The 25,228-nt window shown below is 35.4% G+C and carries 18 protein-coding genes and 3 pseudogenes; 16 read left to right on the top strand and 5 right to left on the bottom strand.

Annotated features, from left to right (window positions below; genetic code table 11):
• Positions 1-17: 17 nt before the first annotated feature.
• A complete protein-coding gene (gene alr, locus ACYIAM_RS03655; protein ID WP_483747280.1) occupies positions 18-1,103 on the top strand; it encodes an alanine racemase in 1,086 nt (361 codons plus the stop codon).
• Positions 1,104-1,106: 3 nt separating this feature from the next.
• Complete coding sequence (gene mltG / locus ACYIAM_RS03650) at positions 1,107-2,129, top strand: endolytic transglycosylase MltG (RefSeq protein WP_483747279.1); 1,023 nt, start codon at positions 1,107-1,109, stop codon at positions 2,127-2,129.
• Between the two features lie 64 nt (positions 2,130-2,193).
• On the opposite strand, the gene ACYIAM_RS03645 is transcribed toward mltG, so the two are convergent.
• Positions 2,194-2,517, bottom strand: a complete 324-nt coding sequence (locus ACYIAM_RS03645; RefSeq protein WP_483747330.1) for a YqcC family protein — start codon at positions 2,515-2,517, stop codon at positions 2,194-2,196.
• Positions 2,500-3,045 (bottom strand): annotated as a pseudogene (ampD, locus tag ACYIAM_RS03640) (1,6-anhydro-N-acetylmuramyl-L-alanine amidase AmpD); the annotation flags it as partial. The gene ACYIAM_RS03645 and the pseudogene ampD, both read right to left, overlap by 18 nt.
• A 201-nt stretch (positions 3,046-3,246) precedes the next feature.
• Here ampD and ppdD point away from each other — a divergent pair.
• The 5 genes from ppdD to ACYIAM_RS03615 all read left to right on the top strand — a co-directional run bounded on the left by ppdD (position 3,247) and on the right by ACYIAM_RS03615 (position 8,729).
• Positions 3,247-3,678, top strand: coding sequence for a prepilin peptidase-dependent pilin (gene ppdD, locus ACYIAM_RS03635; protein WP_065638689.1), 432 nt, complete (start codon positions 3,247-3,249; stop codon positions 3,676-3,678).
• 40 nt (positions 3,679-3,718) lie between these two features.
• Positions 3,719-4,828 carry an ATPase, T2SS/T4P/T4SS family gene (locus tag ACYIAM_RS03630; protein ID WP_483747278.1) on the top strand — a complete coding sequence of 370 codons (1,110 nt, stop codon included), beginning with the start codon at positions 3,719-3,721 and terminating at the stop codon, positions 4,826-4,828.
• Positions 4,825-6,000 carry a protein transport protein HofC gene (hofC, locus tag ACYIAM_RS03625; RefSeq protein WP_483747277.1) on the top strand — a complete coding sequence of 392 codons (1,176 nt, stop codon included), beginning with the start codon at positions 4,825-4,827 and terminating at the stop codon, positions 5,998-6,000. The genes ACYIAM_RS03630 and hofC overlap by 4 nt, the downstream gene beginning before the upstream one ends.
• Complete coding sequence (locus tag ACYIAM_RS03620; protein WP_483747276.1) at positions 6,000-6,749, top strand: prepilin peptidase; 750 nt, start codon at positions 6,000-6,002, stop codon at positions 6,747-6,749. Before hofC ends, ACYIAM_RS03620 begins: the two co-directional genes overlap by 1 nt.
• Positions 6,750-7,571: 822 nt before the next feature.
• Positions 7,572-8,729: a M20 aminoacylase family protein gene (locus tag ACYIAM_RS03615; RefSeq protein ID WP_483747275.1), complete on the top strand. Its 1,158-nt coding sequence runs from the start codon at positions 7,572-7,574 to the stop codon at positions 8,727-8,729.
• Positions 8,730-8,799: 70 nt separating this feature from the next.
• Here ACYIAM_RS03615 and ygfZ read toward each other — a convergent pair whose 3' ends face one another.
• Entirely contained in the window at positions 8,800-9,675 is an 876-nt protein-coding gene (ygfZ, locus tag ACYIAM_RS03610) for a tRNA-modifying protein YgfZ (RefSeq protein WP_174797120.1), read from the bottom strand.
• 283 nt (positions 9,676-9,958) lie between these two features.
• Between ygfZ and ilvI the strand changes: the two genes are divergently transcribed.
• The 9 genes and pseudogenes from ilvI to ACYIAM_RS03565 all read left to right on the top strand — a co-directional run bounded on the left by ilvI (position 9,959) and on the right by ACYIAM_RS03565 (position 22,473).
• On the top strand, positions 9,959-11,677 hold the full coding sequence (gene ilvI, locus ACYIAM_RS03605; RefSeq protein ID WP_483747274.1) for an acetolactate synthase 3 large subunit: 1,719 nt from the start codon (positions 9,959-9,961) through the stop codon (positions 11,675-11,677).
• Entirely contained in the window at positions 11,677-12,171 is a 495-nt protein-coding gene (gene ilvN, locus ACYIAM_RS03600; protein WP_174797118.1) for an acetolactate synthase small subunit, read from the top strand. The genes ilvI and ilvN overlap by 1 nt, the downstream gene beginning before the upstream one ends.
• A gap of 1,141 nt (positions 12,172-13,312) precedes the next feature.
• Positions 13,313-13,966: pseudogene (deoD, locus tag ACYIAM_RS03595) on the top strand (purine-nucleoside phosphorylase).
• A gap of 88 nt (positions 13,967-14,054) precedes the next feature.
• Positions 14,055-14,216 (top strand): annotated as a pseudogene (locus ACYIAM_RS03590) (MFS transporter TsgA); the annotation flags it as partial.
• Positions 14,217-14,530: 314 nt separating this feature from the next.
• The gene (locus tag ACYIAM_RS03585; protein ID WP_483747273.1) at positions 14,531-16,648 is read left to right on the top strand and encodes a TonB-dependent receptor; all 2,118 of its coding nucleotides are present in this window, start codon (positions 14,531-14,533) and stop codon (positions 16,646-16,648) included.
• A 679-nt stretch (positions 16,649-17,327) separates the two neighbouring features.
• Complete coding sequence (gene pyrG, locus ACYIAM_RS03580; RefSeq protein ID WP_160431531.1) at positions 17,328-18,965, top strand: glutamine hydrolyzing CTP synthase; 1,638 nt, start codon at positions 17,328-17,330, stop codon at positions 18,963-18,965.
• 47 nt (positions 18,966-19,012) lie between these two features.
• The gene (gene eno, locus ACYIAM_RS03575; protein ID WP_160431532.1) at positions 19,013-20,314 is read left to right on the top strand and encodes a phosphopyruvate hydratase; all 1,302 of its coding nucleotides are present in this window, start codon (positions 19,013-19,015) and stop codon (positions 20,312-20,314) included.
• A 228-nt stretch (positions 20,315-20,542) separates the two neighbouring features.
• Positions 20,543-21,484, top strand: coding sequence for a VirK/YbjX family protein (locus tag ACYIAM_RS03570; RefSeq protein WP_483747272.1), 942 nt, complete (start codon positions 20,543-20,545; stop codon positions 21,482-21,484).
• A gap of 80 nt (positions 21,485-21,564) precedes the next feature.
• A complete protein-coding gene (locus ACYIAM_RS03565; protein WP_483747271.1) occupies positions 21,565-22,473 on the top strand; it encodes a LysO family transporter in 909 nt (302 codons plus the stop codon).
• 764 nt (positions 22,474-23,237) lie between these two features.
• Here the strand turns inward: ACYIAM_RS03565 and ACYIAM_RS03560 are convergent.
• Positions 23,238-24,326 carry a hypothetical protein gene (locus ACYIAM_RS03560; RefSeq protein WP_483747270.1) on the bottom strand — a complete coding sequence of 363 codons (1,089 nt, stop codon included), beginning with the start codon at positions 24,324-24,326 and terminating at the stop codon, positions 23,238-23,240.
• A 337-nt stretch (positions 24,327-24,663) separates the two neighbouring features.
• Entirely contained in the window at positions 24,664-25,203 is a 540-nt protein-coding gene (locus ACYIAM_RS03555) for a methylated-DNA--[protein]-cysteine S-methyltransferase (RefSeq protein WP_174797111.1), read from the bottom strand.
• Positions 25,204-25,228 lie beyond the last annotated feature (25 nt).

Here is a 25,228-nt window from a genome sequence, read left to right as displayed (position 1 = left end):
GAGTTTGGATCCAAGAGATGTCTATCGCAGTTGTTGAAGTCAATCGTCAAGCAGTTATTCATAATCTTGAATACCTCAAAAAAATAGCCCCTGATAGTCAGCTAGTTGCAATTATTAAAGCCAACGCTTATTCGCATGGTATAGAGGGAATTGCGCAGTTGTTAAGTGATAAAGTAGATTATTTTGGTGTATCGCGACTATCCGAGGCAATATTAGTACGGAATAAGGGTATTAATACTCCAATTATAGCTTTGGAAGGATTTTTTCTGCATGATAATATAGATAATTTGATTGATTTTAATATTCAGCCCGCCATTCACAGCAAATGGCAAATTGATGCATTGCTATCATTCCCCCTTGAAAATCAAATTACTACATGGTTTAAACTTGATACCGGTATGCATCGGCTCGGCTTTTGTCTTGATGAAGCCAAAGATGAATTTTATCGCTTAGCCAGTTGCTATGTGGTTCGAAAGCCCATCAATATTATGAGTCATTTTAGTTCGGCTGATGATCTTACTTCTGCTCAAACGTTAAAGCAACTTGAACTGTTTGATCAGTTTATTGCGTCAATTGATGACAAGTCACTCATTGGCAAATGTTCAATTGCCGCATCGGGTGGTACCTTGGCATGGCCAAATACTCAGCGTGATGTTGTGCGTCAAGGCATTGCTTTATATGGCGTTTCGCCTTTTGCTTCACCAATTGCCGAGCTACAGCCCGCCATGACATTTAAATCCGAATTAATCGCAGTGCGAAAGCATAAACAAGGTGAATCGGTTGGTTATGGTCAGACTTGGTGTAGTTTGCAAGAGACTAAATTAGGCGTCGTTGCGATGGGCTATGGTGACGGTTATCCACGTAACATTCCGCAAAATACCCCCGTTTTGATTAATGGCCGTAAAGTGCCCATTGTTGGCCGAGTTTCAATGGATATGATTGTGGTTGATTTGGGAATAAACAGCCTTGAAAAACCTGGAGATGAAGTCATATTTTGGGGACCCGAACTTCCCGTTGAAGAAATCGCTAAGCACACGGGTATTAGTGCTTACGAATTAATCACGCGCTTAACTTCACGCGCAAAAATCCACTATAGTAGATAAATTATGATTAAAAAAATATTTTTATACACTTTACTTACCCTGATATTAATTGTGGGTGGTTCGATCAGTATTGGTTATTATTTTTTACAACAGTTTTCGAAACAGCAAATGCAAGTCACCACCGAAAAACAGATGTTTGTTTTGAAAAAAGGAACATCCATGTACCAGTTAGTTGCGCAAATTAAAGAAAGTCAATTAATGCAAAGAGCTTATTTGCTTCCTTATTTGTGTAAGTTAAATCCATCATTAAGATCCATCAAAGCAGGAACTTACCAATTACACCCGCATATGACAGTTGAAGAATTTTTGCAATTGCTCGTGTCAGGTAAAGAGAGCAATTTTTCAATTCAATTTGTTGAAGGTAAGCGTGCTAAAGATTGGTTGAAGGTGATTGAAAATACACCCTATATTCAGCAAACTTTATTAGGCAAAACAGACGAAGAAATTGCTAAGTTATTAGGTATTGAAGGATCGATTGAAGGGTGGTTATCGCCAGATACTTACCTTTATACCGCAGACACTTTAGATATTAATATCTTAAAGCGTGCACATATGACGATGAAAAGTAATCTACAAAAAATCTGGGATAATCGCGATAGTAATCTCCCTTATCAATCACCTTATGAATTACTAATTATTGCATCAATCATTGAAAAAGAAACTGGAGTTAGTTCTGAGCGTGCTAATGTAGCTTCGGTATTTGTTAATCGCTTAAATGCCAAAATGAAGTTGCAAACTGATCCAACAATTATTTATGGTTTAGGTGATAACTATAAAGGCACGATTAGACGCGTTGATTTAACCGATACTGAAAATCCCTATAATACCTATGTTATTGATGGATTACCGCCAACACCAATTGCAATGCCTAGCCTTGCTTCATTAGAGGCGGCAGCACACCCAGCTAAAACCAATTATCTGTTTTTTGTCGCGAATGGCACGGGTGGACACACATTCTCGAGCACTTATGGCAACCATCAGCAAGCAGTAAGTGAGTATCGCCGAATAACCAGCAATGGACATTAGGCTTAAAAAATAAATTAAAATCAACAATTACCGCATAGTTATGCGGTAATTTTTTGTGATTAATTTATGCTAATTCATCAAGTTGCTTAATAAGATGTAGTAGATGATTAACATCTTGCTCTTGCTCTTTTAGCGCTTCCTCAAAATAAGGATGCAGAGCAAATTTAGGGAGATTACCTTTGGCATCAATGAGTGCTTGCATTCGAGGAATAAAAATCCATTGCAACCATTCGTGTGCTTGCATGGTGTCAAGCGCAAAGGGTTGTTGACTTAAAAAGGCATCAGGTTTTGGCGGTGTGATTTGCCATAAATTGATTTTTTGTAACTCTGCAATAATTTGCTCAATTTGATTGAGTAGCTTTTGTTCTTGTGATTTTTTCGCTAACAAACTTCGATAATATTGCCAATCAAAACAGGGGCCAGGGTCTGTTTTACGATCTGGGGCAATATCGCTGTGGCCAGTGATGTTTTGGATCGCATAAGTTTGTTGTAATAATAACGTCACATTCGCTAATTGCTGATATTGTTGTTTGGTAAAGTTGTCACTATCGCATCCTTCCATTTCAATACCAATTGAAAAATCGTTACAATTATCTTGTCCTGCAAATACAGATTTCCCCGCATGCCAAGCGCGTTTATCAAATGGTACAAATTGAATGATTTCGCCATCACGTCGAATAAACAGATGGCTTGAGACTTCAAGTTGATAAATTGAAGCAAAGTACGGATGCTTGTTAGGATTGAGTTGACCTGTAAATAATTGTTCAACATAAGGTCCCCCATATTGATTGGGCGGTAAGCTTATATTATGGATAACAAGTAACGAAATCGGTTTATTGGCTGGCCGTTCATTATAAAAAGGTGAAACGACTTGTTTTATACCTTGTAACCAACCGTTAACAATTTTTAGGGACATATTGACTCCAACTTATCTAATAAACCGATGTATGGATTTGTTTGTTTTGCGATCTGCTTCGCGAAAATTGAGCATACAACGTAATAATGAATTGCGTAATGGATTTTTATTTCCAAATTTACCACTTCGCTATTATTCCATTTTTTTGTTTTGCTATAAAGCTCTTGTGTTAAATCATTGACAGAAACTATCGAGGTATTTATGTCTAATCAATCGGGCTTTACGTTATTTGAACTTATGATTGCCATTATTGTGATTGCTATCTTAACGGCTATTGGTGTGCCTGCATATCAAGGATATGTTAAAAAAGCCGCACTGACTGATATGCTGCAAACCATGACAACGTATAAAACGGCTGTCGAAATTTGTGCTGTTGAGCAAGGTAGTTTAGCCAATTGTAGCAATGGTAATAATGGAGTACCAGCAAGCCGAACATCTAACTATGTCACATCAATTACGGTCAATAACGGCGTGATTACCTTAGTTGGAACCAGTGCTTTAGCAGGGTTAACCACCACACTGACACCAACAATTAATGCCACGCATGGTAATTTAGATTGGAATCGCGTTTGCACCACATCGCCAGTCGATGCCAGTTTAACCAGTGCTTGTGAAGATATTTTCAAATTTTAAACTTCATCATTTAATCATTAATGGATAAGGAAGCGTTATTATGCAAGAAGAACAGTTAATTGAAAGCATTGATAAATTGCTGCTTGAAGCATTAGATAAGCGCGCTTCAGATATTCATTTTGAACCTTATCAACACAGTTACCGTATTCGCATGCGCATTGATGGAGTTTTGCATGATATGTTATCGCCACCGCTTGCACTAGCCAAACAGATAACAGCTCGATTAAAAATTATGTCAAAGTTAAATATTGCTGAGCATCGATTGCCACAAGATGGGCAATTGGTTATTGACCGTTACACAATGCGTATGGCAACTTTACCCGTAATGAATGGTGAAAAAATTGTCTTAAGAGTAATGGATAATCATGAATCTGAACTAACAATAAATGATTTGGGTTTAACTGACGCTGACCTTTTAACATTCAAGCAAATTTTGGACTACCCACAAGGATTGATTTTAGTTACCGGACCCACCGGCAGTGGTAAGACAGTTACATTATATAGCGGATTAAAACGGTTAAATAAAACCGAGCGTAATATTTGTAGTGTTGAAGACCCTATTGAAATTCCCCTTGAGGGCATTAATCAAACCGCTATCAACCTTAAGGCTGGTTTGACATTTGCTGTTGTATTACGAGCCTTATTACGACAAGATCCCGATGTGATGATGATAGGTGAAATTCGTGATCGTGAAACTGCCGAAATTGCTATTCAAGCTGCGCAGACAGGGCATTTAGTTCTATCAACTTTGCATACTAATTCGAGTGTCGAGGCAATAACTCGCTTAAATCAAATGGGTATTGAAAATTATCTACTTTCATCAAGTTTAAAATTAGTCATCGCCCAGCGGCTAGTACGAAAATTGTGTTCTCACTGCAAGGTGGTGGCAAGTGAACAGATTAAGTTAGACAACGAACAAGTGCCACATTATGTAGCTTCGGGCTGTCTAAAGTGTATTGGTGGATATAAAGGACGGGTTGGATTATACGAACTTTTAGTTATTACGCCTGACATGCAAAAACAAATATTAGCTAATCAAGTTGTTTTGCCGGCGAATATAACTTCGTTAAAAACGGCTGGGCAAAAATTAGTTAAACAGGGCATGACAACATTAGCTGAATTAAACCGTGTATTAGGTAATACGCAATGAAAAGGCTTTATTATTGGTATGATTTAGATTTTAACCAGCACAAAATCATCGCTAAATCGTCACAAGCTGTTAAACGGCAGTTATTGTCGCAAGGTAAAATCGCCATTAAAATTAAAGCAGGCTATATTATTACCGCATACAGTTTTAATCGTGCCGATCTGCTGATCATTACTAAACAATTAGCGACCATGTTAAAGGCTGGGTTATCCATCATTGATACATTACAGTTGCTTGCTCAAGAACAGACTAAACCGCACTGGCAATATCTGCTACTTGATATTAAACAGCAAATTGCTAAAGGTGAATTTTTATCTCAAGTATTACAGCAACATCACTCGGTGTTTTCTGTGCTGTATTGCGAGATTATTGCAACCGGAGAGCTAACAGGACAACTTGATGAAAGTTTTGCCCAGTTAGCGTTATTACTTGAAAAATCAATTAACTTACAAAAAAGTCTAAAAAAAGCGATGCGTTATCCGCTGTTTTTATTATCTGTAGCGATGAGTGTCAGTTTGGTGATGTTGTTATTTGTTTTGCCAAAATTTTCGGATATTTATCAGGATTTCGATGCCGAGTTGCCCGCTTTCACACAATCGGTTATCGATTTTTCTAATTATTTACAACAAAGTTGGTTAATTTGGTGCACAGTATTTTTTATCGGCTATTTTGGCTATCAACGCTATTTTAAAGTGCGCTATCGTCGTGAAATTGAAGCGATAGTAATCAAATGTCCCTTAATGGGGAAAGTGATTCAAACCAGTTGTTTAACCCAAATTTTTCAAACTATTGCAATTACTCAAAAAGCAGGCATACCGTTATTAACAGGTTTAGCCGCGGCAGGTAATACTACTTATTACAGTCTTTATCGTGATAGTATTTCGCAAATCATTGCTGGTATTGAGCAAGGCCATTCATTTAGTCATGTATTGCATCAACAATTACACTTTCCTAATTTATGTTCACAATTAATTCATGTGGGTGAACAGTCGGGCACGTTAGATTTAATGCTTGATAAGCTAGCAACCTATTATCAAGAGCAAAATCAGACCTTAACTGATAATTTATCGCAAGCTTTTGAACCATTGTTAATGCTTATATTAGCTTTGATTATTGGCTGCTTAATTGTAGCGATGTATTTGCCTATTTTTCAAATGGGTGAGGTGATTCACTAATGCTAATGTTTATGATCATCTGTTTGGGTCTTTGCATGGGGAGTTTTGTTTATGTTGCTTATTGCCGTTATTTGCCATCAATGTCCACATTTCAATATTTATGCTGTATTAGCGTTCAGCGATCCGCTTGTCCACATTGTCATAATAAACTTAAGTTTTGGCAATTGTTGCCAGTTGTTTCTTGGTTTATCTTAAAAAGTCGTTGTTATAACTGCAATGCCAAGATTTCGTTACGCTATGTTAGTGTTGAATTATTTGTCGCTGGTTTATTTACTATAATCTATGTCGAGAAAGGTATGCATTTTCAAAGTTACATCTTAATGCTTCTTGGTTGCTATTTTTTACTGCTGGCGTTCATTGATTTTAAATATTATTTATTACCTGATATGTTTACACAACCGTTGATGTGGGTAGGTGTTATGCTTGCCTATTTTAACATAACAAACCTTGGGTTAGCTGACGCTTTACTGGGCATTTTTTTGGGGTATTTATTATTAAAAATACCTGCCGCATTATTTTATTTAATCTCTAAAAAAGAGGGATTAGGTGGTGGGGATATCAAACTACTTGCCGCATTGGGAGCTTGGCTACCTTATACATTATTACCCCTATTGTTACTTTTTGCTTCGTTATTGGGGGTTATGTATTATCTTTTTTTGCGATATGCGCTCAATCAAAATCTTACAAAGATTATTCCATTTGGTCCTTTTTTATTAATATCGGGTTATGTGATCTATTATTATTTGTAGGGAAAAGTCGGCTGGTTTACATTTTATGATTAAAGTAACCTACTAAAAACTTATAAGGCACTTTGTCGAAAATCGCTTAATCTTTTGTGTTTTGACTCGCTAACTATGTGCTAATTATGCTATATCGCCATTAAAGTACATATCAGGCTTGCAATTTGAGAGCTGGTAATTTTTGTGAATTTTTGATTGATACAATGGCTATCATACGTTATTTAACAAATAAACACAGTGGAGTCTAAATTAATCACCAAACGGTATAGAATCCTGAATATTTTTTACAAAAAATAGAGCCTAAAATGTGAACAGATGTGTAAATACCCCATAGCGAGCACACTACTCATGTAGAAAAATACGCAGTCTGTTTTCGTGCTTTATATGCAATGGCATCAGCCATATTTAATGTCTATGAGGTCTTTTAGTGTTATAAATGGATGACCAACATAAAACAGTTATCCCAATTGGGAACGTTGATTTTACTTTATACTATAAGGACTAGATCTTTCGTCTGAGAGTCGGTGTGATGCCTATTTATTACAACCGTTTCTTGAATTACTGTAAATAACACAAGTAATTCATGCATATGATTGTTACTTGAAATTGTTGTTAAAAAGTTTCAGGAAACCTTACGTTTCAGTCAATTTTATTAATCAATATTGTGTTAAAAGTGCATAAAGTTATTATTTTGTTCAATCTATGCAACATATAACTAAAATTGATATCCATAGTAAAATTAGTTATTTTTATAAAAGTGGAAATCGCGTTATAGTACTAGCTAAATCAGTATGTTATGCTATAAATCAGTCACTAATTAAGGAATCTTTCATGATATCAAATAGTATTAATCAACTAAAAAGCGACATGATCGCGTGGCGCCATCATATTCATGCTCATCCCGAAACCGCTTTCGAAGAAGTTAACACCACCAAATTTATTATCGACAAACTGCAATCGTTTGGTATTACTGAATTATATACTGATTTTGCACCCACGGGCGTTGTTGGCATTATTAAAGGTAATCAAAAGGGGCGATGGATTGCGCTTCGGGCTGATATTGATGCATTAGATATTATTGAAGAAAATACTATCGATTATTGCTCAACCATGCATGGCAAAATGCATGCATGTGGTCATGATGGGCATACTGCTATGCTGCTCGGCACGGCTAAGTATCTGAGTGAACATCGTGATTTTGCGGGTACTGTTGTGGTTGTTTTTCAACCTGCTGAAGAAAACGAGGGCGGGGCACGCGTTATGGTTGAAAATGGTTTATTTGAACGATTTCCAATTGAAGCGGTGTATGGCATTCATAATCAGCCTAATATGGAATTAAATCACTTTTATATTAACCATGGCCCTATGATGGCTTCGTATGATGTTTTTGAAATTAAAATAACTGGTGTTGGTGCTCATGCAGCAGCTCCTCATTTGGGCAAAGATACGATACTAACTGCCACACAAATCGTTAATGGTTTACAAAGCATTGTCAGTCGTAATGCCGATCCTTTAAGTTCGTTAGTCGTTAGCGTAACGCAAATTCACAGCGGTGATACTTGGAATGTGTTACCGCAAGAAGCGGTAATTCGAGGCACGGTTAGAACATTTAGCGCCCAAGTGCAAGATATGGCTGAAAGTCGCATTAAACAAATAGCAACAGGTATTGCCACAACATTTGAAGCCAAGGCTGAAGTTGAGTATCAACGCCGTTATCCAGCGACGATTAATTATGCTAAACAAGCCGATATCGCTATCACTGCAGCTAAAAAAATCGTCGGGCAAGATAACGTAATTATTGATCCTCTTCCTTCAATGGGATCAGAAGATTTTGCTTTTATGCTGCAAAAAATACCGGGTGTGTACGTTTGGCTAGGCGCAGGTAAAGGAGCCAACTTACATAATCCAGCCTTTAATTTCAATGATGAAGTGTTAACAACTGGCGTAAGCTATTTTATTGAAATTGTTAACCAAGAACTTGCGAACTAAGTTAAAACGATAGACACAAAGACGGCTGGAATAAACGTGATGTTATTCCAGCTTGTTGGTCAAAAAATAATTAAAACGTCATCCGACTGTTGTCGTTTCCACAAACTCTAAATGGCGTATTTAAATCAATTCCATTATTCAATACGACTTGAACACAAACGCCATCTTTGTCATCAAGTTTTGCTGCGGCTAATACCAGTCCACCTTCTCGCCAACCACCAGTAAGTTTATATTCGAGTGTACTGCCAATTTTAGGAAGAACGTCACTAGTGCCTTTTATTACATACATTCCACGAGTGTTAGCACCGCGAAACTGTGCTCTAGCTACCATTTCTTGACCACAGTAGCAGCCTTTTTCAAAGCTAATTGCATCATAAGATTGTAAGTTACAGGCTTGCGGTAATAAAATTGCCATATTATTATCATCAATAATAGGATAACCTGCTTGCAAATCAAGTTTTAACCACTCACTGCATGGATTTAAATCACCCGCAATAGGTTCTGGCGTGACCATAATAACCCGCATTTCTGGTAAAGGTACTTTGATATAGGTGATGTTATTTTCAGTTAAACAGCTTATATCACTTAATTTTTCAGCGATTGCTGTGGGAATTGCATCACCGACTAAACCGATCATATTTAAATCTTGGACTGGTTCGATAGTCACTTTAGAAAAAACAGCATATTTTGCAAGTTCGGCAACTTGTTTTTTTACAACGCTTTTACGCTCAATATAGTAAATATCGTTACCGCGTTGAAATAACAGTAAAGTACTCCACATTTTGCCTTTATTGTCGCAATGAGCGGCATAGAGCGTTGATTGTTCTGAAAGTCGGTTAATGTCATTGGTTATTTGCCCTTGCAGAAAAATACGGTTATCCTCGCCAGTAACTTTAACTAATTGCCAGTCCGCAAGTGAGGTTGGTTTAGATGAAATATTGCTCATATTGGTACCTTTGGGTAATGAAGAATTCTAGTACTGTTATGACTAGAAATACTTAGGTGCTGAGTGTATATAAAAAATAAAAAAATAACAATAAAATCAATCAGCAATATTTAAATAAAATTGATAGGTTATGGATATCATTCATAATATTTCAAAAATTAATATTGTGAGTGTTCAATATTATTTGTAATGAACTTAGCTAATTGACTTTATTGATTTTGCTTACAAGTTGATGCAAAATGATTCACAAAATGACAAATCAGTTACATTGGAGGCAACAACCATGGCAAAACTGTCAGGCGCAGAGATGGTTATTCAATCTTTGATTGACCAAGGAGTAAAACAGATATTTGGTTATCCCGGTGGTAGTGTTCTTGATATTTATGATGCTATTCACACTATAGGTGGCATTGAACATATTTTAGTTCGTCATGAACAAGCTGCCGTGCATATGGCTGATGGTTATGCCAGAGCAACAGGCGATGTTGGCGTTGTTTTGGTGACATCAGGTCCAGGGGCAACTAACACCATTACTGGTATTGCAACAGCTTATATGGATTCTGTACCGCTGGTTATATTGTCTGGACAAGTTGCCAGTAATCTCATTGGTAACGATGCATTCCAAGAATGTGACATGATAGGCATTTCTCGCCCAATTGTTAAACACAGTTTTTTAGTTAAAGACAGTAAAGATATTCCAGAAACCATCAAAAAAGCGTTTTATATCGCCTCGACAGGTAGACAAGGACCGGTAGTGATTGATTTGCCAAAAGATATTGTCAATCCTGCTAACAAATATAATTATCACTACCCAAAATCTGTTTTAATGCGATCATATAATCCAACTATTCAAGGCCATAAAAAACAGATCAAAAAAGCCCTAACCACATTATTATCTGCTAAAAAGCCTGTATTGTTTATTGGTGGTGGTGTAATTGCTGCCGACGCAAGTAGCGAAATTAAAGCACTTGCAGAAAAACTCAATCTACCTGTTGCTTCAACGTTAATGGGCATTAGCGCCTTTCCGGGGACCGACAAACATTACCTTGGCATGATTGGTATGCATGGGGTTTATGAAGCCAATATGGCTATGCATAATGCTGATGTGATTTTTGCAATTGGTGCGCGCTTTGATGATCGAACCACCAACAATGTTGAAAAATATTGTCCAAAAGCCAAAATTATTCATGTTGATATCGATCCAACTTCAATTTCTAAAACCATTTTGGCTTCAATTCCGGTGGTGGGTGATGCCAAGGTGGTTCTTGAAACTATGTTGTCAATGTTAGATGAGTCCTTAGCCGAACGAGATCTCGATGCGTTGATCGATTGGTGGAAGCAGATCGAACATTGGCGAGCTCGTCACTGTTTGGCTTATCGTCATGACGGTGAAAGCATCAAACCGCAAGAAGCCATTGAAGTATTATACAAATTGACCAAAGGAGATGCCTTTGTGGCAACCGATGTGGGGCAACATCAAATGTTCACGGCACTTTATTACCCATTTGATAAAACGCGTCACTTTATTACATCGGGTGGACTTGGCACCATGGGATTTGGCTTGCCAGCAGCGCTTGGAGTTAAATTAGCATTCCCTAAAAAAAACGTTGTGTGCGTAACAGGTGATGGCAGTATTCAAATGAATATTCAAGAGCTATCAACCGCATTGCAATATGGCTTGCCCGTACTGGTGTTAAATTTAAACAACCGTTTTTTAGGCATGGTTAAGCAGTGGCAAGATATGATTTATGCAGGCCGGCATTCCAGCTCTTATATGGAATCTTTGCCCGATTTTGCCAAAATTGCAGAAGCTTATGGCCATGTTGGAATGGTTATAACCAAGCGTGAAGAACTTGAACCAAAACTAAAACAAGCATTAGCCATTAAAAATCGTTTGGTTTTTGTTGATGTCATGACCGATGCTACTGAACATGTGTACCCAATGCAAGTACGAGGTGGCGCAATGAACGAAATGTGGCTTAGTAAAACGGAGAGAACCTAATGCGTTATATATTATCAATTTTAACCGAAAACGAACCCGGCGCATTATCAAGAATAATTGGCTTATTTTCACAACGTGGTTTTAATATTGAAACAATTACCACCGCGCAAACTGAAGACCCAACTATGCATCGTATGACAATACAAACGACGGGTGATGAGCATGTGCTTGAACAGATCCAAAAACAGTTGCATAAATTGGTTAATGTTTATCGCGTGCATGATTTAACCGAAGGGCCACATGTAGAGCGTGAAATCATGCTAGTAAAAGTTGCCGCAAAAGGTTCTGATGCGCGTGACGAAGTAAAACGTTGTGCCGATATTTTTAGGGGATCGATTGTCGATGTGACTGCAACACATTACATCGTACAATTATCGGGTACGAGTGAAAAACTAGACTCATTTTTAGCTTCAATTCGCGAAACTTGTAATATTATCGAAACTGTACGCTCTGGGATTATTGGTTTATCACGTAGTGAAAAAACAGTTAAATAGCGATATTCATTATTAGCATTTTTAATAACATTAAGGCGCACAATGTGCCTTAATGTTATTAAAAATAGTAGAAAAAATAATATAAGGAAAAATAGTAAAATGGAGTTTTATTGGTTAATTAAGATTTTTTTGATAGGCTTTGCTATATTTTCTTGGGTTAGTTATAGCTCAAAAAGACATACAAATAAGCAAAATTTAAAGGAAGTCATTAATGATCGCATATCAATAAGAAAATTAACCGAAAACGAATTTGATCTTTTAAAACCTTATCTGAATAATAAACGGTTAGTATTTCCGTATAAATATTAATCATTATTAATTGATTTAGAGGTATCAAAGATAGCAGGAAACAGTGTCCGTCATAGTTTATATACGAATACTGAAGAAACCTCTTTTTATTATGAGATTGATGGGATTGAACTCTTTTCCCTTATAACATGTACCTCCATATTTCAGATTTTAACGTTGCAGAAGTCGTTTTTACCGAGAAATATGCATTTGTGGTTAAAATCAATGATTATGATCTAAAAATTGCCGCTCCATTCGTATCACCAATTTTTGTTAGTCTTGCTGTTGTTATGATTATGGCTTTAGTCTCGATTTTAAATGGCGTTGCAATTTGTTACAAATTGTTGGCTAATCATCGACGCAAGAATAAAATTTTAGGTATATATAAAAATCGAATAATATAATGACTATTTGTAACTTATTTACAGCAAAACGAAGGCTTTATCGAAGAATGATAACTAAACCATTTGTATAGGATTGATTTAGGCTATGTTATTTGATAAAGCCGTAAGAATTTCGGTTTTATATGCTATTTATTGCTTTTAGTGCATAAGCAATTAGGTTATAGAAACAAATTCACATCCAAAAACAGTCAGAAAGATTATTGATTTTATTTTATTTTTTTTATTTACTAAAAACACACCAATTTGTTTAAGGTAACTGTAGCTATATTATCACCAAAGTAAAAACGTCCAAAAATCACCACACCTAGTTTAATTCATCCAACGATTTAGCCATCAAACAATTTTATAAAAATGTGGCATAGAACATGAGCTTCGGACTTATGTCCTAGTAAAAAGAGAAAAATCATTACTGTAATTATGGTCAATTCTTCAATTGCTTAGGAAATATTATGACAGCATATATTAATGCAAAGAAAAATGATTTTGCACAAACTGTTATTATGCTAGGTGATCCTTTGCGAGCAAATTTATTTCCGAAACTTATTTAACAGATGCAAAGCAAATTTATAATGTACGTAACATGTTAGGTTATACTGGAATATATAACGGTATTCCAGTTTTAGTCACGGGGCACGGAATGGGGGATTCCGTCAATTACGTTTTATGCCTATGAATTAATCAATGACTTTAATGTAAAGCGTATTATTCGTATCGGTGGTTTAGGTGCAACACAGCACAGCGTAAAAATGCGTGATGTTATTTTAGCGGTTGCTGCTGGTACTGATTCAATGACTAATCAAAAAAGAGCAAATGGTTATAACATTGCTACTCCTGCTACTTTTTCTTTATTACACAATGATTATGAAACTGCCAAAATTATGAATATTCCTGTTAAAGCAGGCAATGTCTTTAGTGATGATCTTTATTATGATCCTGATGAATCGTTAATTAGTACTTTAGAAAAATCAAGTGTTTTAGGCATCGATATGGAGATGGCTGGTTTATATGGTATTGTTCAATAATTCAATATTGAGTCTTTAGTCATTTTAACTGTTTCTAACCACTGTCTAACTGGTAAAGAAACCTCTGCTGAAGAGAGATAACTAACATTTAACAATATGATTAAACTAGCCTTACAGGTTGCCATAAAATCTTAAAATATCATGCTAAATCATTTTTCAGGATAATATTATGAACAATAAGCTATCACTCACATTAATTAGCTTTCTGGCTAATTTTATTATGGATGGTTTTGCCAGCTAATTTGGTATGTTAATAAAACCGATTGCACAATGTTTTAATGCTGATGTCAATAAAGTTGCATTTATCTTTTCTTTACTGAATGGTGGTGCTACTGATTAAGGCGGGGCAATCTGACTTTTTTAGCTTGTTATGCATGGTCAGACGACTGACCACAAAACGTGTAGCCAACTTGGTGAGAGTATTTTTTTTTATGATATAGGTGTTGTTTCTCTTGCCTGTTATAAGGTATATCCCTATCCATTACCGTTGTTGCTTAATTTACTGTAAATGGTGCGAGTTTTTCACGTAATGTGGTTAAAAAATATAATATAAGTTGATCATGAAAATGATAATCATTATCATAATGTTGTTATTCTAGTTTTTAAGTAATAAAGTAAAATCATAAACGATAGGACGGACAAACAATGAAGTTAGTTAATCAATTAGCAATATTCAGCTTATTGGGTACCACGTCTGTTATTGTTGGTGCACAAGAAAAATTTAATGATGATACTAATATCGAGACAATGAAGGTTTTTGCTAATATTAAGGATAATAATGATCAGCGGATAAAAAAATCATCAACAGCAACAAAAATGCCTTTTGATATCAAAGATATTCCTCAAACAATTAATGCCGTTAACCTTGAGCAACAAAAAATTTATGGGCAAAATGATCTCAATGTGATAGTCAATAAATTGCCAGGGGTTGATACAACCTATGACATGCGGGATGAAGGTATAAAAATTCGAGGTTTTTCGGCAAGTTCTGGTGATATTTATCGCGATGGTATTCGTGCTAGTGGGCAGGTTAGGCAAAGTACTGCAAACATAGAGCGGATTGAAGTGTTAAAAGGTCCTGCATCTGTGCTTTATGGACGTGGATCAGGTGGTGGAATCATTAATATGATTAGTAAACAAGCTAATTTTGATTCACCTTCGATCTTAAGTTTACGTAGTGGTTCATGGGATAAGTATGGTGGTATGGTGGATATCAATCAGGTTTTATATGATAAACTTGCCATACGAATGACTGTCGATCATCAATCAGACAGAAGTTTTCGTAAAGGAATTAAGCAAAGAGATACAATGGTATCGCCAAGTATACTCTATGACAACTTAGATGGATTTAATTGGTTAGTTCAATATACTTATGATAATTTGTGGCGTAAGCCAGATAGGGCGCCGGCTTATTATGATTTACCTAAAGGCGTATCGACTAAAACGGCCTATGCACACCCGGATGATTATGTGAAAGATAATTATCGTTCATTACGTTCTGTCATGGGATTTGAACTCAACCCTGACTGGTCTATTAAATTAACTAATTTATACCGTCAAGCCTCTCAAAACTTCGATCATATTTATGCAGGTAATTATTGTCATTTAAATGGCAAACTGAATAATGGTAAAGATTGTCATTATCAAGGTAAATTGCAATTTCGCCGAGCTTGGCAAGAAACCGCTAATAAGACATACAGTAATACTGCCGATTTAATGGGTAAATTTAATACAGCAAGTATTGTGCATGATATGCTTATTGGTATTGAATATAACATTGAAAAACGTCAGCCAAGATTAGCCCTAACCAGCGCTTATCCAGAAGTGGTTGATCCATTTCATCCGCATTGGTATTCCAAAAAGCCTCATTATAGTAAATTGAATACCAAAACCAATCATAAAGCCACATCGAAAGGATTTTATTGGCAAGACTTGATTAGTTTGACAGCACAATGGAAATTATTAGCAGGACTACGTTACGATAATTATAATTTTGCATCAAATGATAAATTAAAACACCAAAACCGTTCGTATGACGGTCACTCATTAAGTCCTCGAGTTGGTATAATTTGGCAGCCTATAGAATCGCAGAGTTTTTATGCTTCTTATAGTAAAAATTTTGCACCTTATGGCGGGCGAGGTCTTATTACAATTTCGACCGACTCAAAAACAGTTTATGATGATAAACCCCAATATTCGCGTCAATATGAGGTTGGAATTAAAAGTGACTGGCTAGATGATAAGCTTTCCTCTCAAATTGCCATTTATGATCTTGAACTATATAATGTTCGTTATCAGCCTGATGCTGTTAATGACCCTTATAATTGGCAGGTTAAAGGGAGTGATCGTAGCCAAGGTTTTGAACTAAGTGTTATTGGTCAGCTGGCAACAAAATGGTACGTTAATAGTGGTATTGGCTATCAACAAGCTAAAGTTCATAAAGATAAAAAAACGCCAGCCAATCGGGACAAATATTTGCCTAATACGGCTAAGCATAGTGGTTATTTAAGCGTTCGTTATTTACCTTACGATAATTGGTTTACAGAAGTGGAACTCAATTATAAAGGCTCGATGTATAACGATAATAAGAATCAATTCAAACGCCCAGGTTATACCGTATGGAATACAGCAGTTGGTTATCAATCTCGGCGTTTTGACGTGACTTTAGCATTAACTAATTTATTAGGTAAAGAGTATTGGCGTTCAAGTAGTATGCCTGGTACACCGAGAGCCTTTTTGCTGACCGCAACTTATAAGCTGTAGCATAATTTAAAAAATGCTGAATTCATTGAGGATTAAAAATGAGGTAAGTAATTATTAGTAAGATAACTCAGCCTACTTATTCAGCATTTTGTTAATAAATTGAGGTATGTTTTTACTAAACATAAGCTTATCAACTCTTTTTTTATTAGTGGAGAGACTGATAATTTAAGATTAAATTTTGGCGGTGATAATCAAGCCATTAAATTGCAATTTAAATGATTTGAGTGAGTTCAATATAGCATTTGATACCAATTCTATTTTTCCTTCTGTCAATGCAGTTTTAGCAATAAACCATTATCTAATGGCGTATTTAATATTAAAGTAAACGGTCTTTTGGGATCACATAAAACATTAAAAAATGACAAAAGGGTGTGTTGACGCTAACTAAAAAGCTTAACAAGTTGTCACCGATATAATTAGCAAGGCTAATTAAAAAAATAACTCGATCTAGATGAGGGTAATAAAATTCTTTATGCATTATTAAAGGTACTAACCCAAATAGGAGTAAATTTGGCTAATGTCCCTTTTAAAAGAATTAGTTAAAACTCATTATTCAATTGTGAGGTAAGGCGGATTCTGTTATACTGCATTCCCGTCTGATTCTTGTATGTTGTATTGGTTTTGATGTCTAAAAATCGATGCAATATTGTTCTAATAAATTAATAATGGTCTAATATTAATGGTCACGAATTATATTTTTGTTACAGGCGGTGTCGTTTCTTCTCTTGGTAAAGGCATTGCCGCAGCGTCTCTCGCTGCAATTTTAGAAGCCCGCAATTTAAAAGTCACCATGCTCAAGCTTGATCCCTACATTAATGTCGATCCGGGCACAATGAGTCCTATTCAACATGGTGAAGTGTTTGTGACAGAAGATGGTGCTGAAACCGATCTTGATTTGGGTCATTATGAACGTTTTATTCGCACTAAAATGACGCGAAAAAATAATTTCACTACAGGTCGCATTTATTCTGATGTGTTACGCAAAGAGCGCCGTGGCGATTATTTAGGGGCAACGGTTCAAGTTATACCACATATCACTAATGCAATTAAATCACGTGTGATTGATGGGGCAAAAGGTTTTGATGTTGCCATTGTTGAAATTGGTGGTACAGTAGGTGATATTGAATCTCTTCCATTTTTAGAAGCGATCCGTCAATTAGCGGTGGATGTGGGTCGTGAACACACGTTATTTATGCATCTAACGCTAGTACCTTATTTAGCATCTGCTGGTGAAGTGAAAACCAAACCAACACAGCATTCAGTAAAAGAGTTACTGTCAATTGGTATTCAACCGGATGTTTTAATTTGCCGCTCTGATCGCATTATTCCTGCTCATGAACGTGCCAAAATCGCGCTATTTTGTAATGTGCCTGAGCGTGCAGTTATTTCGCTTAAAGATGTCGATTCTATTTACAAAATACCTGCGTTATTAAAATCGCAAAACTTAGATACTTTCGTTTGCAAACGATTTAATCTTGAATGTAAAGAAGCTGATTTATCGCAATGGGAACAAGTGATTTATGAAGAAGCCAACCCAGTGGGTGAAGTAACCATTGGTATGGTGGGTAAATATATTGCTTTACCGGATGCTTATAAATCAGTGAATGAAGCGTTAAAGCACGGGGGATTAAAAAATCGTTTAACAGTGCACATTCGTTATATTGATTCAGAAGATCTTGAATCGCGTGGCACAGAATTACTTCAAGGCTTAGATGCGATCTTAATTCCAGGTGGATTTGGTTATCGTGGCGTTGAAGGTAAAATTATGGCAGCTCGCTATGCGCGTGAAAACAAAATCCCATATTTAGGTATTTGCCTTGGTTTACAAGTGGCTATGATCGAATATGCACGTAATGTTGCAGGTATTAAAGATGCTAACTCAACCGAATTTGTTAAAGATTGTGCCAGCCCAATCATTGCTTTAATCACAGAGTGGAGTGATGAATCCGGCAATGTGGTACAACGTAATGAAAATAGTGATTTAGGTGGCACAATGCGTTTAGGTTCACAAATTTGCCATTTAGAACCAAATTCATTAGTATACGGTATGTATAAAAATGAATCGATTACTGAGCGTCATCGACATCGTTACGAAGTAAACAACAATTTATTACCTGAAGTGGTTAAAGCAGGGTTAAAAGTGACAGGTCTTTCAACGGATAGAAAGCTGGTCGAAATTATCGAAATTCCAGATCATCCATGGTTTGTTGCGTGTCAGTTCCATCCGGAATTCACCTCAACACCACGTGATGGGCACCCACTATTTAGTAGTTTTATTAAAGCTGCCAAAGATTATCAAGAGCAGCAACAAAAATAGTTTTGAATTAACATTTGTAATATATCTGTCATATAGAGGAAAATAACATGGCAAAAATCGTTAAAGTACATGGTCGTGAAGTCATCGACTCTCGTGGTAATCCAACTGTTGAAGCCGAAGTTCATTTAGAAGGTGGGTTTGTTGGTCTTGCAATCGTTCCATCAGGGGCATCAACGGGTTCACGTGAAGCGTTAGAACTTCGTGATGGTGACAAATCTCGCTTTTTAGGTAAGGGCGTATTAAAAGCGGTAGAAAACGTAAATGGACCAATCGCTAAAGCTGTTGTTGGTAAAGATGCATTAGATCAAGCTGCTATCGACCAAATCATGCTTGACTTAGATGGTACTGATTTCAAATCTAACTTAGGTGCAAACTCAATTCTTGCAGTATCTTTAGCAACGGCTAAAGCAGCAGCTGCCGCTAAAGGTGTTCCACTTTATCAACACATTGCAGATCTTAACGGCACTCCAGGTCAATACTCAATGCCATTACCAATGATGAACATCATCAACGGTGGTGAACATGCGGATAACAACATTGACTTACAAGAATTTATGATTCAACCAGTTGGTGCTAAAACAGTACGTGAAGCAATTCGCATGGGTTCTGAAGTATTCCACAACTTAGCTAAAGTATTACATGCTAAAGGCATGAATACAGCAGTGGGTGATGAAGGTGGTTTTGCGCCTAACTTAGGTTCAAATGCTGAGGCATTAGCTTGCATTAAAGAAGCTGTTGAAAAAGCAGGTTATGTATTAGGTAAAGACATTACTTTAGCAATGGACTGTGCCGCTTCTGAGTTCTATAACAAAGAAACAGGTAAATACGTATTAAAAGGTGAAGGTAATAAAGAATTCACTGCGCAAGAATTTACTCATTATTTAGAAGGTTTAACAGAACAATATCCAATCGTATCAATCGAAGATGGTTTAGACGAAAGCGATTGGGAAGGTTGGGCATACCAAACTAAAGCATTAGGTCACAAAATCCAATTAGTGGGTGACGATCTATTTGTAACCAATACAAAAATCTTCAAACAAGGTATTGAAAAAGGTATTGCTAACTCTATTTTAATTAAAGTAAACCAAATCGGTACATTAACTGAGTCTATTGCTGCAGTTAAAATGGCGAAAGATGCGGGTTATACTGCTGTTATTTCTCATCGTAGTGGTGAAACTGAAGATTCAACAATCGCTGATCTAGCTGTTGGTTTAGCTGCTGGTCAAATCAAAACTGGTTCTATGAGCCGTTCTGATCGTGTTGCAAAATACAACCAATTAATTCGTATTGAAGAAGCATTAGGTTCAAAAGCAGCATTCAATGGTTTAAAAGAAGTTAAAGGTCAATAATTAGTTTTTTATAAACTAAATTATCACTTAAAAAAACGGTGACTAGTTCACCGTTTTTTATTTTCATATAATTTAAACCTGCTTTATGTAGGAATAGTTGCACCGACTAAAGTTGTGTTGTACTCTTATTATTTGATTTTTTTATGACTTATTAATAACTAATGTGTATTGATTAATTTAGTCGCCCTATAATTGTTAAAATAACTAACTCGATTTAAAGTTCTACTTATGAATAATATTACGAATATGTCTCAGCCAAAAAGCAAATGGCAACTCTTTAACTGGCTCTATACCGGTAAATTACCGCTAAACGAATTATGGCTTAATCCGACCTATCGTTATAAGTTTTTTTTAAGAACCTTGTTCTTAAGCCCAATTACTTTCAAATGGCTTGATAAATTAAGACAGTATCCATTGCTTGGCTATTATTTTTCCTGCCAAACTAATTTACCGTGTAAATTGCAACGTCCTTATTTGGCATCTTGTTTAAGTCAAAAAGCACGTTATGATGCATTGGTCTATCATTATGACTTTTTAGCAAAACAACCCGATAGCGTAACTAAAGCTTTTTATAATCCGCAATCACCTTTTGTATTGGCGAATGTTGCTGTTAAAAATGAAACAAATATCCAAATTGCCATTCAAGCTCGTAACAAATTTGCCAGAGAAGGCGAAGTGAGCCTTTATTTTTATGATAGCGATGGGATTGATTTAGCTACATTAACGTTTTCAATTGTTGAATATCAAGGCAAACCAACACTCTTTATTGCTGGATTACAAGGCACAGGACACGATGACGCACGCACTCGTGTACAAAAAGCAACTAAAGCCTGCTATGGGTTATTCCCTAAACGCGTTGCAGTTGAAGCCGCATTAACTGTTGCCCGTTACTATCAATTAACGCAAATTGTTGCTGTTGGTAACAAAACTCATATCTATAACAATTGGCGCTATAACAGCCGTCAAGAACGCATTTTGTCTGATTATGACGATTTTTGGTTTACCCTTGATGGAAAACAAGATACTAATGGTTTATTTATACTACCAAATCAAATTAATCGAAAATCAATTGAAGAAATTGCCAGTAAAAAACGCTCAGAATATCGTAATCGTTATGCGTTATTGGATCAGCTTCAACTTAATATTGAGCAAACTTTAGCATCATTATAATGATAAGTGGTAATATATTAAAACGTATAATTGCCCCCATAATTTAACAATAAAAGCAAGGAATAATTAAGGAATAAAATATGTATTTTGGTATTCTTATTGCGCTAGTACCGTTGGGTTTAGGCTATTTAATTAAAATCAAAAACAACTGCTGGATGTCCAAAATTAATCTAACTTTGAGTTGGATGATTTACCTTATTTTGTTCATTATGGGAGCTGAACTGGCACATTTAGATAATTTAGCCACTAATTTGCAAATTATTTTATATTATGCAATTGTTCTTTTTATTTGCACGTTTGGCGGGAATTTTGTTGTTTTAATGATGTTGGATTTTTTTTCTACCTCCAAAAATGATAATGTAAATCAAATTTATACGTCACATTTTAAGATGATCCTTGAATCATTACGTGTGTGTATTGCATTAATTGTTGGGTTTATTTGTGGGTTATTGCCATTATTTATTTGGCAATATGCTGAAAATGTTACTCAAATTGTACTGGTTTTTTTATTATTTTTAGTCGGAATTCAATTACGCAGTAATAATATTTCGATTAAACAAATTTTACTCAATAAAGTTGGGATGACCACATCCATATTGGTTGTGATGAGCGTTTTATTGGGTGGGATTGTTGCCTCGTTTATTTTAAACTTGCCTATTCGCGTTGGTCTTGCCATGTCATCTGGTTTTGGATGGTATTCATTATCAGGTATTTTAATGACAGAAGCCCATGGTCCAATTATTGGTAGTGCCACATTTTTAAATGATATATTACGAGAATTGTGTGCGATTATTTTAATTCCTACATTGATTAAGCGTTATCAATTAACAACATTAGGACTATGTGGTGCAACATCAATGGACTTTACCCTACCAATGCTACAAAAAGGTGGGGGGATAGCCATTGTACCGGCAGCTATTGCTCAAGGTTTTTTATTGACACTGATTATGCCGATAATTATCACGTTATTTAATTATGGTGGTTTCTAGCTTAATGTACAGAAAAACATCGGGTTGTTTACACTTTATAATTAAAATAATCTTCTAAAAAACTCATAAGGCGATTTGTTGTAAATCGCTCAAACTTTTGTTTTTATCTTTTAAATTGTTACTATTTGCTGATTATGTTCTATCTCTATTAAAGTACGAATCACGCTTTCGGATCACCCATTCATTTGTGGGCGCTGGTTTAGTGAAATTTTAGTTCATACAATGGTGTGCACACATTTTAATAAATGAGAGTCGGCGAAGTCTTAATTAATTACCAAACGGTATAGAATCCTGAATATTTTTTACAAAATATAATCTGAATTGGGTAAATGCTCATATTGAGCACTCACCTCACAAAAAATTATGCTATTTGTTTCGTGTTTTATATACAATGGTAGTCATGCTATTTAGCCTCATGAGATCATTTAGTATTATATCTGGATGGACGGCTAACTATAAAACATTTAGTCAAATCAGTGACGGTTATTTTTCATTATGAATGGGCACCATATCTCTTGTCTGGGATACGGCGTTATGTATATTCATTACAGTGTCATTTCTTGAATTACTGTAAATAACGAGAGTAATTCCTATAACGGTTAAACCGAATAAAGCGATTTCTAGTAAAAGGCTTTATGAGTTTTTAGAGGATTATTTTAATCATGAAATGTAAATAACCTGCTGTTTTCTTACACTTAACTAACTATATTATTATACTAAATAACGATTATATAAGACTATCGCTAGCTGAAACCGCATCATAATCATTCATCATCTACAACGCCATCAATGAATTTACCTTTGTACCATACCATATTTTTATACAATATATTATCTTCACCAATCACATGCGGGTTTTCTCGAATAATATTATTTCGGTTTAATAAACAAGCGTTATATTCATCGTCATTACATTTTCTGTATTCTTGAGTATCCATGTTTTTAAACTGACAACTATTTTTTATATTGATATATTTGTATTTTTGATAATGATAAATGCTTTGTATTGTAGTTAAGACTCTTTGCTGTTTTTCATTATAATCATAACAATTTTTTTGACCTGTGGCCGATTTATCTTTAGGATTAAAATAGATATCGCTCCCCCATAAGTTTGTGGCAATAAATTTTCCTTTGTCATTGATATAGTAGTCATAATTTGCTCCTATTCTGGCACTTGAAGCATATTTCTTAATGGCTAAATCAAGATTTCCGTCAAAATTGATATCTTCTAGATGGATACTGTTAAATTGGTTGTAGCTATAATTCAAATTCTGTATTTTTTGCAATAATTGGTGATTACTTTTGGCATAAACATTAATACCAACCAGTTTAATTTTTTCTTTTTTCTGTTTTGATAATACCGCAGTAAAGTAGAATTCATCTGATGAATCTGCCTGTAATAATTCAAGGCGATCAAATTCATCATCTGTTTCATCACTTATTTCAAACTGTTTTTGCAATTTTACTGGGTATTGTTGATTTTTTTTACCATCAAACCAATAACCAATTAATGTCTGATTAAATAGTGTTTGTCCACTATGATTAAATTTGAAATAACTGATTGAGTTTTTCATTTTTGGGCGATTATCATTGTTATCAAAATAAATATCTTTATCATCATAAAGTTTTAAACTGGTTTGCTGGATAATTTCATCGCATGAGTCCATTAGCAGACAATCATAGGATAAAACATGTTGTATTTGTTTGTGATCATCTTTATCGACCCAAAAAGCTTTTATTGTGCTCAAATATAACGTTATTTCTTTATCCTCCATATGGCCTTTGTAAGCGTAAGTAAAACTCAGTACAGGAAAGGAGAATATTAGAAGCAAAGCAAATAGTATTGTTTTCATTGTTATTATTTCGTTTCTTTAAATTTCTTATTTGAATGTGATGTTGTAACTTATTTTATATAGATTGAAAAGGGGCAAAAAACTTAAGCCTAGCATATTAATTGTAATATTCTAGTATAAAAACAAGCAATTGTTAATGAACAATAATTCATTGTTTATAGATAATGATTAAAGCTTTATCTGGAAAATAGCCCAATCCTACCTCCTAATAGTTGCTTTACCCAAGATTAGAATCAATAAACAAAAAAATTTAAAAATGTTTAAACCTAAAATTTCTGTTTGTCTTTTATAGCTTGTTTAGCATTAATGCATAGCTGTGTAACAAGCCTTTCGCATTCTAAAGTGCTGTTCCTTTGGTTGGAATCATAAATTGAGACGTATCTATACCTTCAAGTTTGAGCAAGGCAATCTTTTTATCTATTCCACCCGCGTAACCGGTTAAATTACCCTTTGTGCCAATAACACGGTGGCAAGGAATAATGATTGATATGGGATTATGTCCAACCGCACCGCCTACAGCTTGACTAGACATGCTGGCTTTGTTTGTTTTAAGCGCGATCTGTTTCGCGATATCGCCATAAGTTGTGACCTTGCCATATGGAATTTCACATAAAATTTCCCATACTAGGTGTCGAAAAGGTGTGCCATTTGGTGCAAGTTCAAGTTGAGATAGATCTGGTTTCTTTCCTAAAAAATAATCATCAAGCCATTTTTTTGTTGAGTTAAAAATGGGTAAATTAGGTTTTTCTTCGGTTTGTGTGTTGAGTATATGACCAAAATATTTTTCTCCTTCAATCCAAGCTCCGACTAACTTATTTTGCTGGCTGGCTAGGGTAATTAATCCTATTTGAGACGAATAGTTGCATAAATAAAACATGTTGACCTTTTAGTTATGTTTAATA

This window comes from Gilliamella sp. X-60 (assembly GCF_057063585.1).
This window is presented reverse-complemented; position numbering and strand designations above follow the sequence as displayed.

Excerpts from the sequence above, each read along its gene's own strand:
- ACYIAM_RS03630 (WP_483747278.1), top strand. The coding sequence starts at position 3,719 with ATGCAAGAAGAACAGTTAATTGAAAGCATTGATAAATTGCTGCTTGAA.
- eno (WP_160431532.1), top strand. The coding sequence starts at position 19,013 with ATGGCAAAAATCGTTAAAGTACATGGTCGTGAAGTCATCGACTCTCGT.
- mltG (WP_483747279.1), top strand. The coding sequence starts at position 1,107 with ATGATTAAAAAAATATTTTTATACACTTTACTTACCCTGATATTAATT.
- ilvI (WP_483747274.1), top strand. The coding sequence starts at position 9,959 with ATGGCAAAACTGTCAGGCGCAGAGATGGTTATTCAATCTTTGATTGAC.
- ACYIAM_RS03560 (WP_483747270.1), bottom strand. The coding sequence starts at position 24,326 with ATGAAAACAATACTATTTGCTTTGCTTCTAATATTCTCCTTTCCTGTA.
- ACYIAM_RS03615 (WP_483747275.1), top strand. The coding sequence starts at position 7,572 with ATGATATCAAATAGTATTAATCAACTAAAAAGCGACATGATCGCGTGG.
- ilvN (WP_174797118.1), top strand. The coding sequence starts at position 11,677 with ATGCGTTATATATTATCAATTTTAACCGAAAACGAACCCGGCGCATTA.
- ACYIAM_RS03585 (WP_483747273.1), top strand. The coding sequence starts at position 14,531 with ATGAAGTTAGTTAATCAATTAGCAATATTCAGCTTATTGGGTACCACG.
- ACYIAM_RS03555 (WP_174797111.1), bottom strand. The coding sequence starts at position 25,203 with ATGTTTTATTTATGCAACTATTCGTCTCAAATAGGATTAATTACCCTA.
- hofC (WP_483747277.1), top strand. The coding sequence starts at position 4,825 with ATGAAAAGGCTTTATTATTGGTATGATTTAGATTTTAACCAGCACAAA.
- ACYIAM_RS03620 (WP_483747276.1), top strand. The coding sequence starts at position 6,000 with ATGCTAATGTTTATGATCATCTGTTTGGGTCTTTGCATGGGGAGTTTT.
- pyrG (WP_160431531.1), top strand. The coding sequence starts at position 17,328 with ATGGTCACGAATTATATTTTTGTTACAGGCGGTGTCGTTTCTTCTCTT.
- alr (WP_483747280.1), top strand. The coding sequence starts at position 18 with ATGTCTATCGCAGTTGTTGAAGTCAATCGTCAAGCAGTTATTCATAAT.
- ACYIAM_RS03565 (WP_483747271.1), top strand. The coding sequence starts at position 21,565 with ATGTATTTTGGTATTCTTATTGCGCTAGTACCGTTGGGTTTAGGCTAT.
- ygfZ (WP_174797120.1), bottom strand. The coding sequence starts at position 9,675 with ATGAGCAATATTTCATCTAAACCAACCTCACTTGCGGACTGGCAATTA.
- ppdD (WP_065638689.1), top strand. The coding sequence starts at position 3,247 with ATGTCTAATCAATCGGGCTTTACGTTATTTGAACTTATGATTGCCATT.
- ACYIAM_RS03570 (WP_483747272.1), top strand. The coding sequence starts at position 20,543 with ATGAATAATATTACGAATATGTCTCAGCCAAAAAGCAAATGGCAACTC.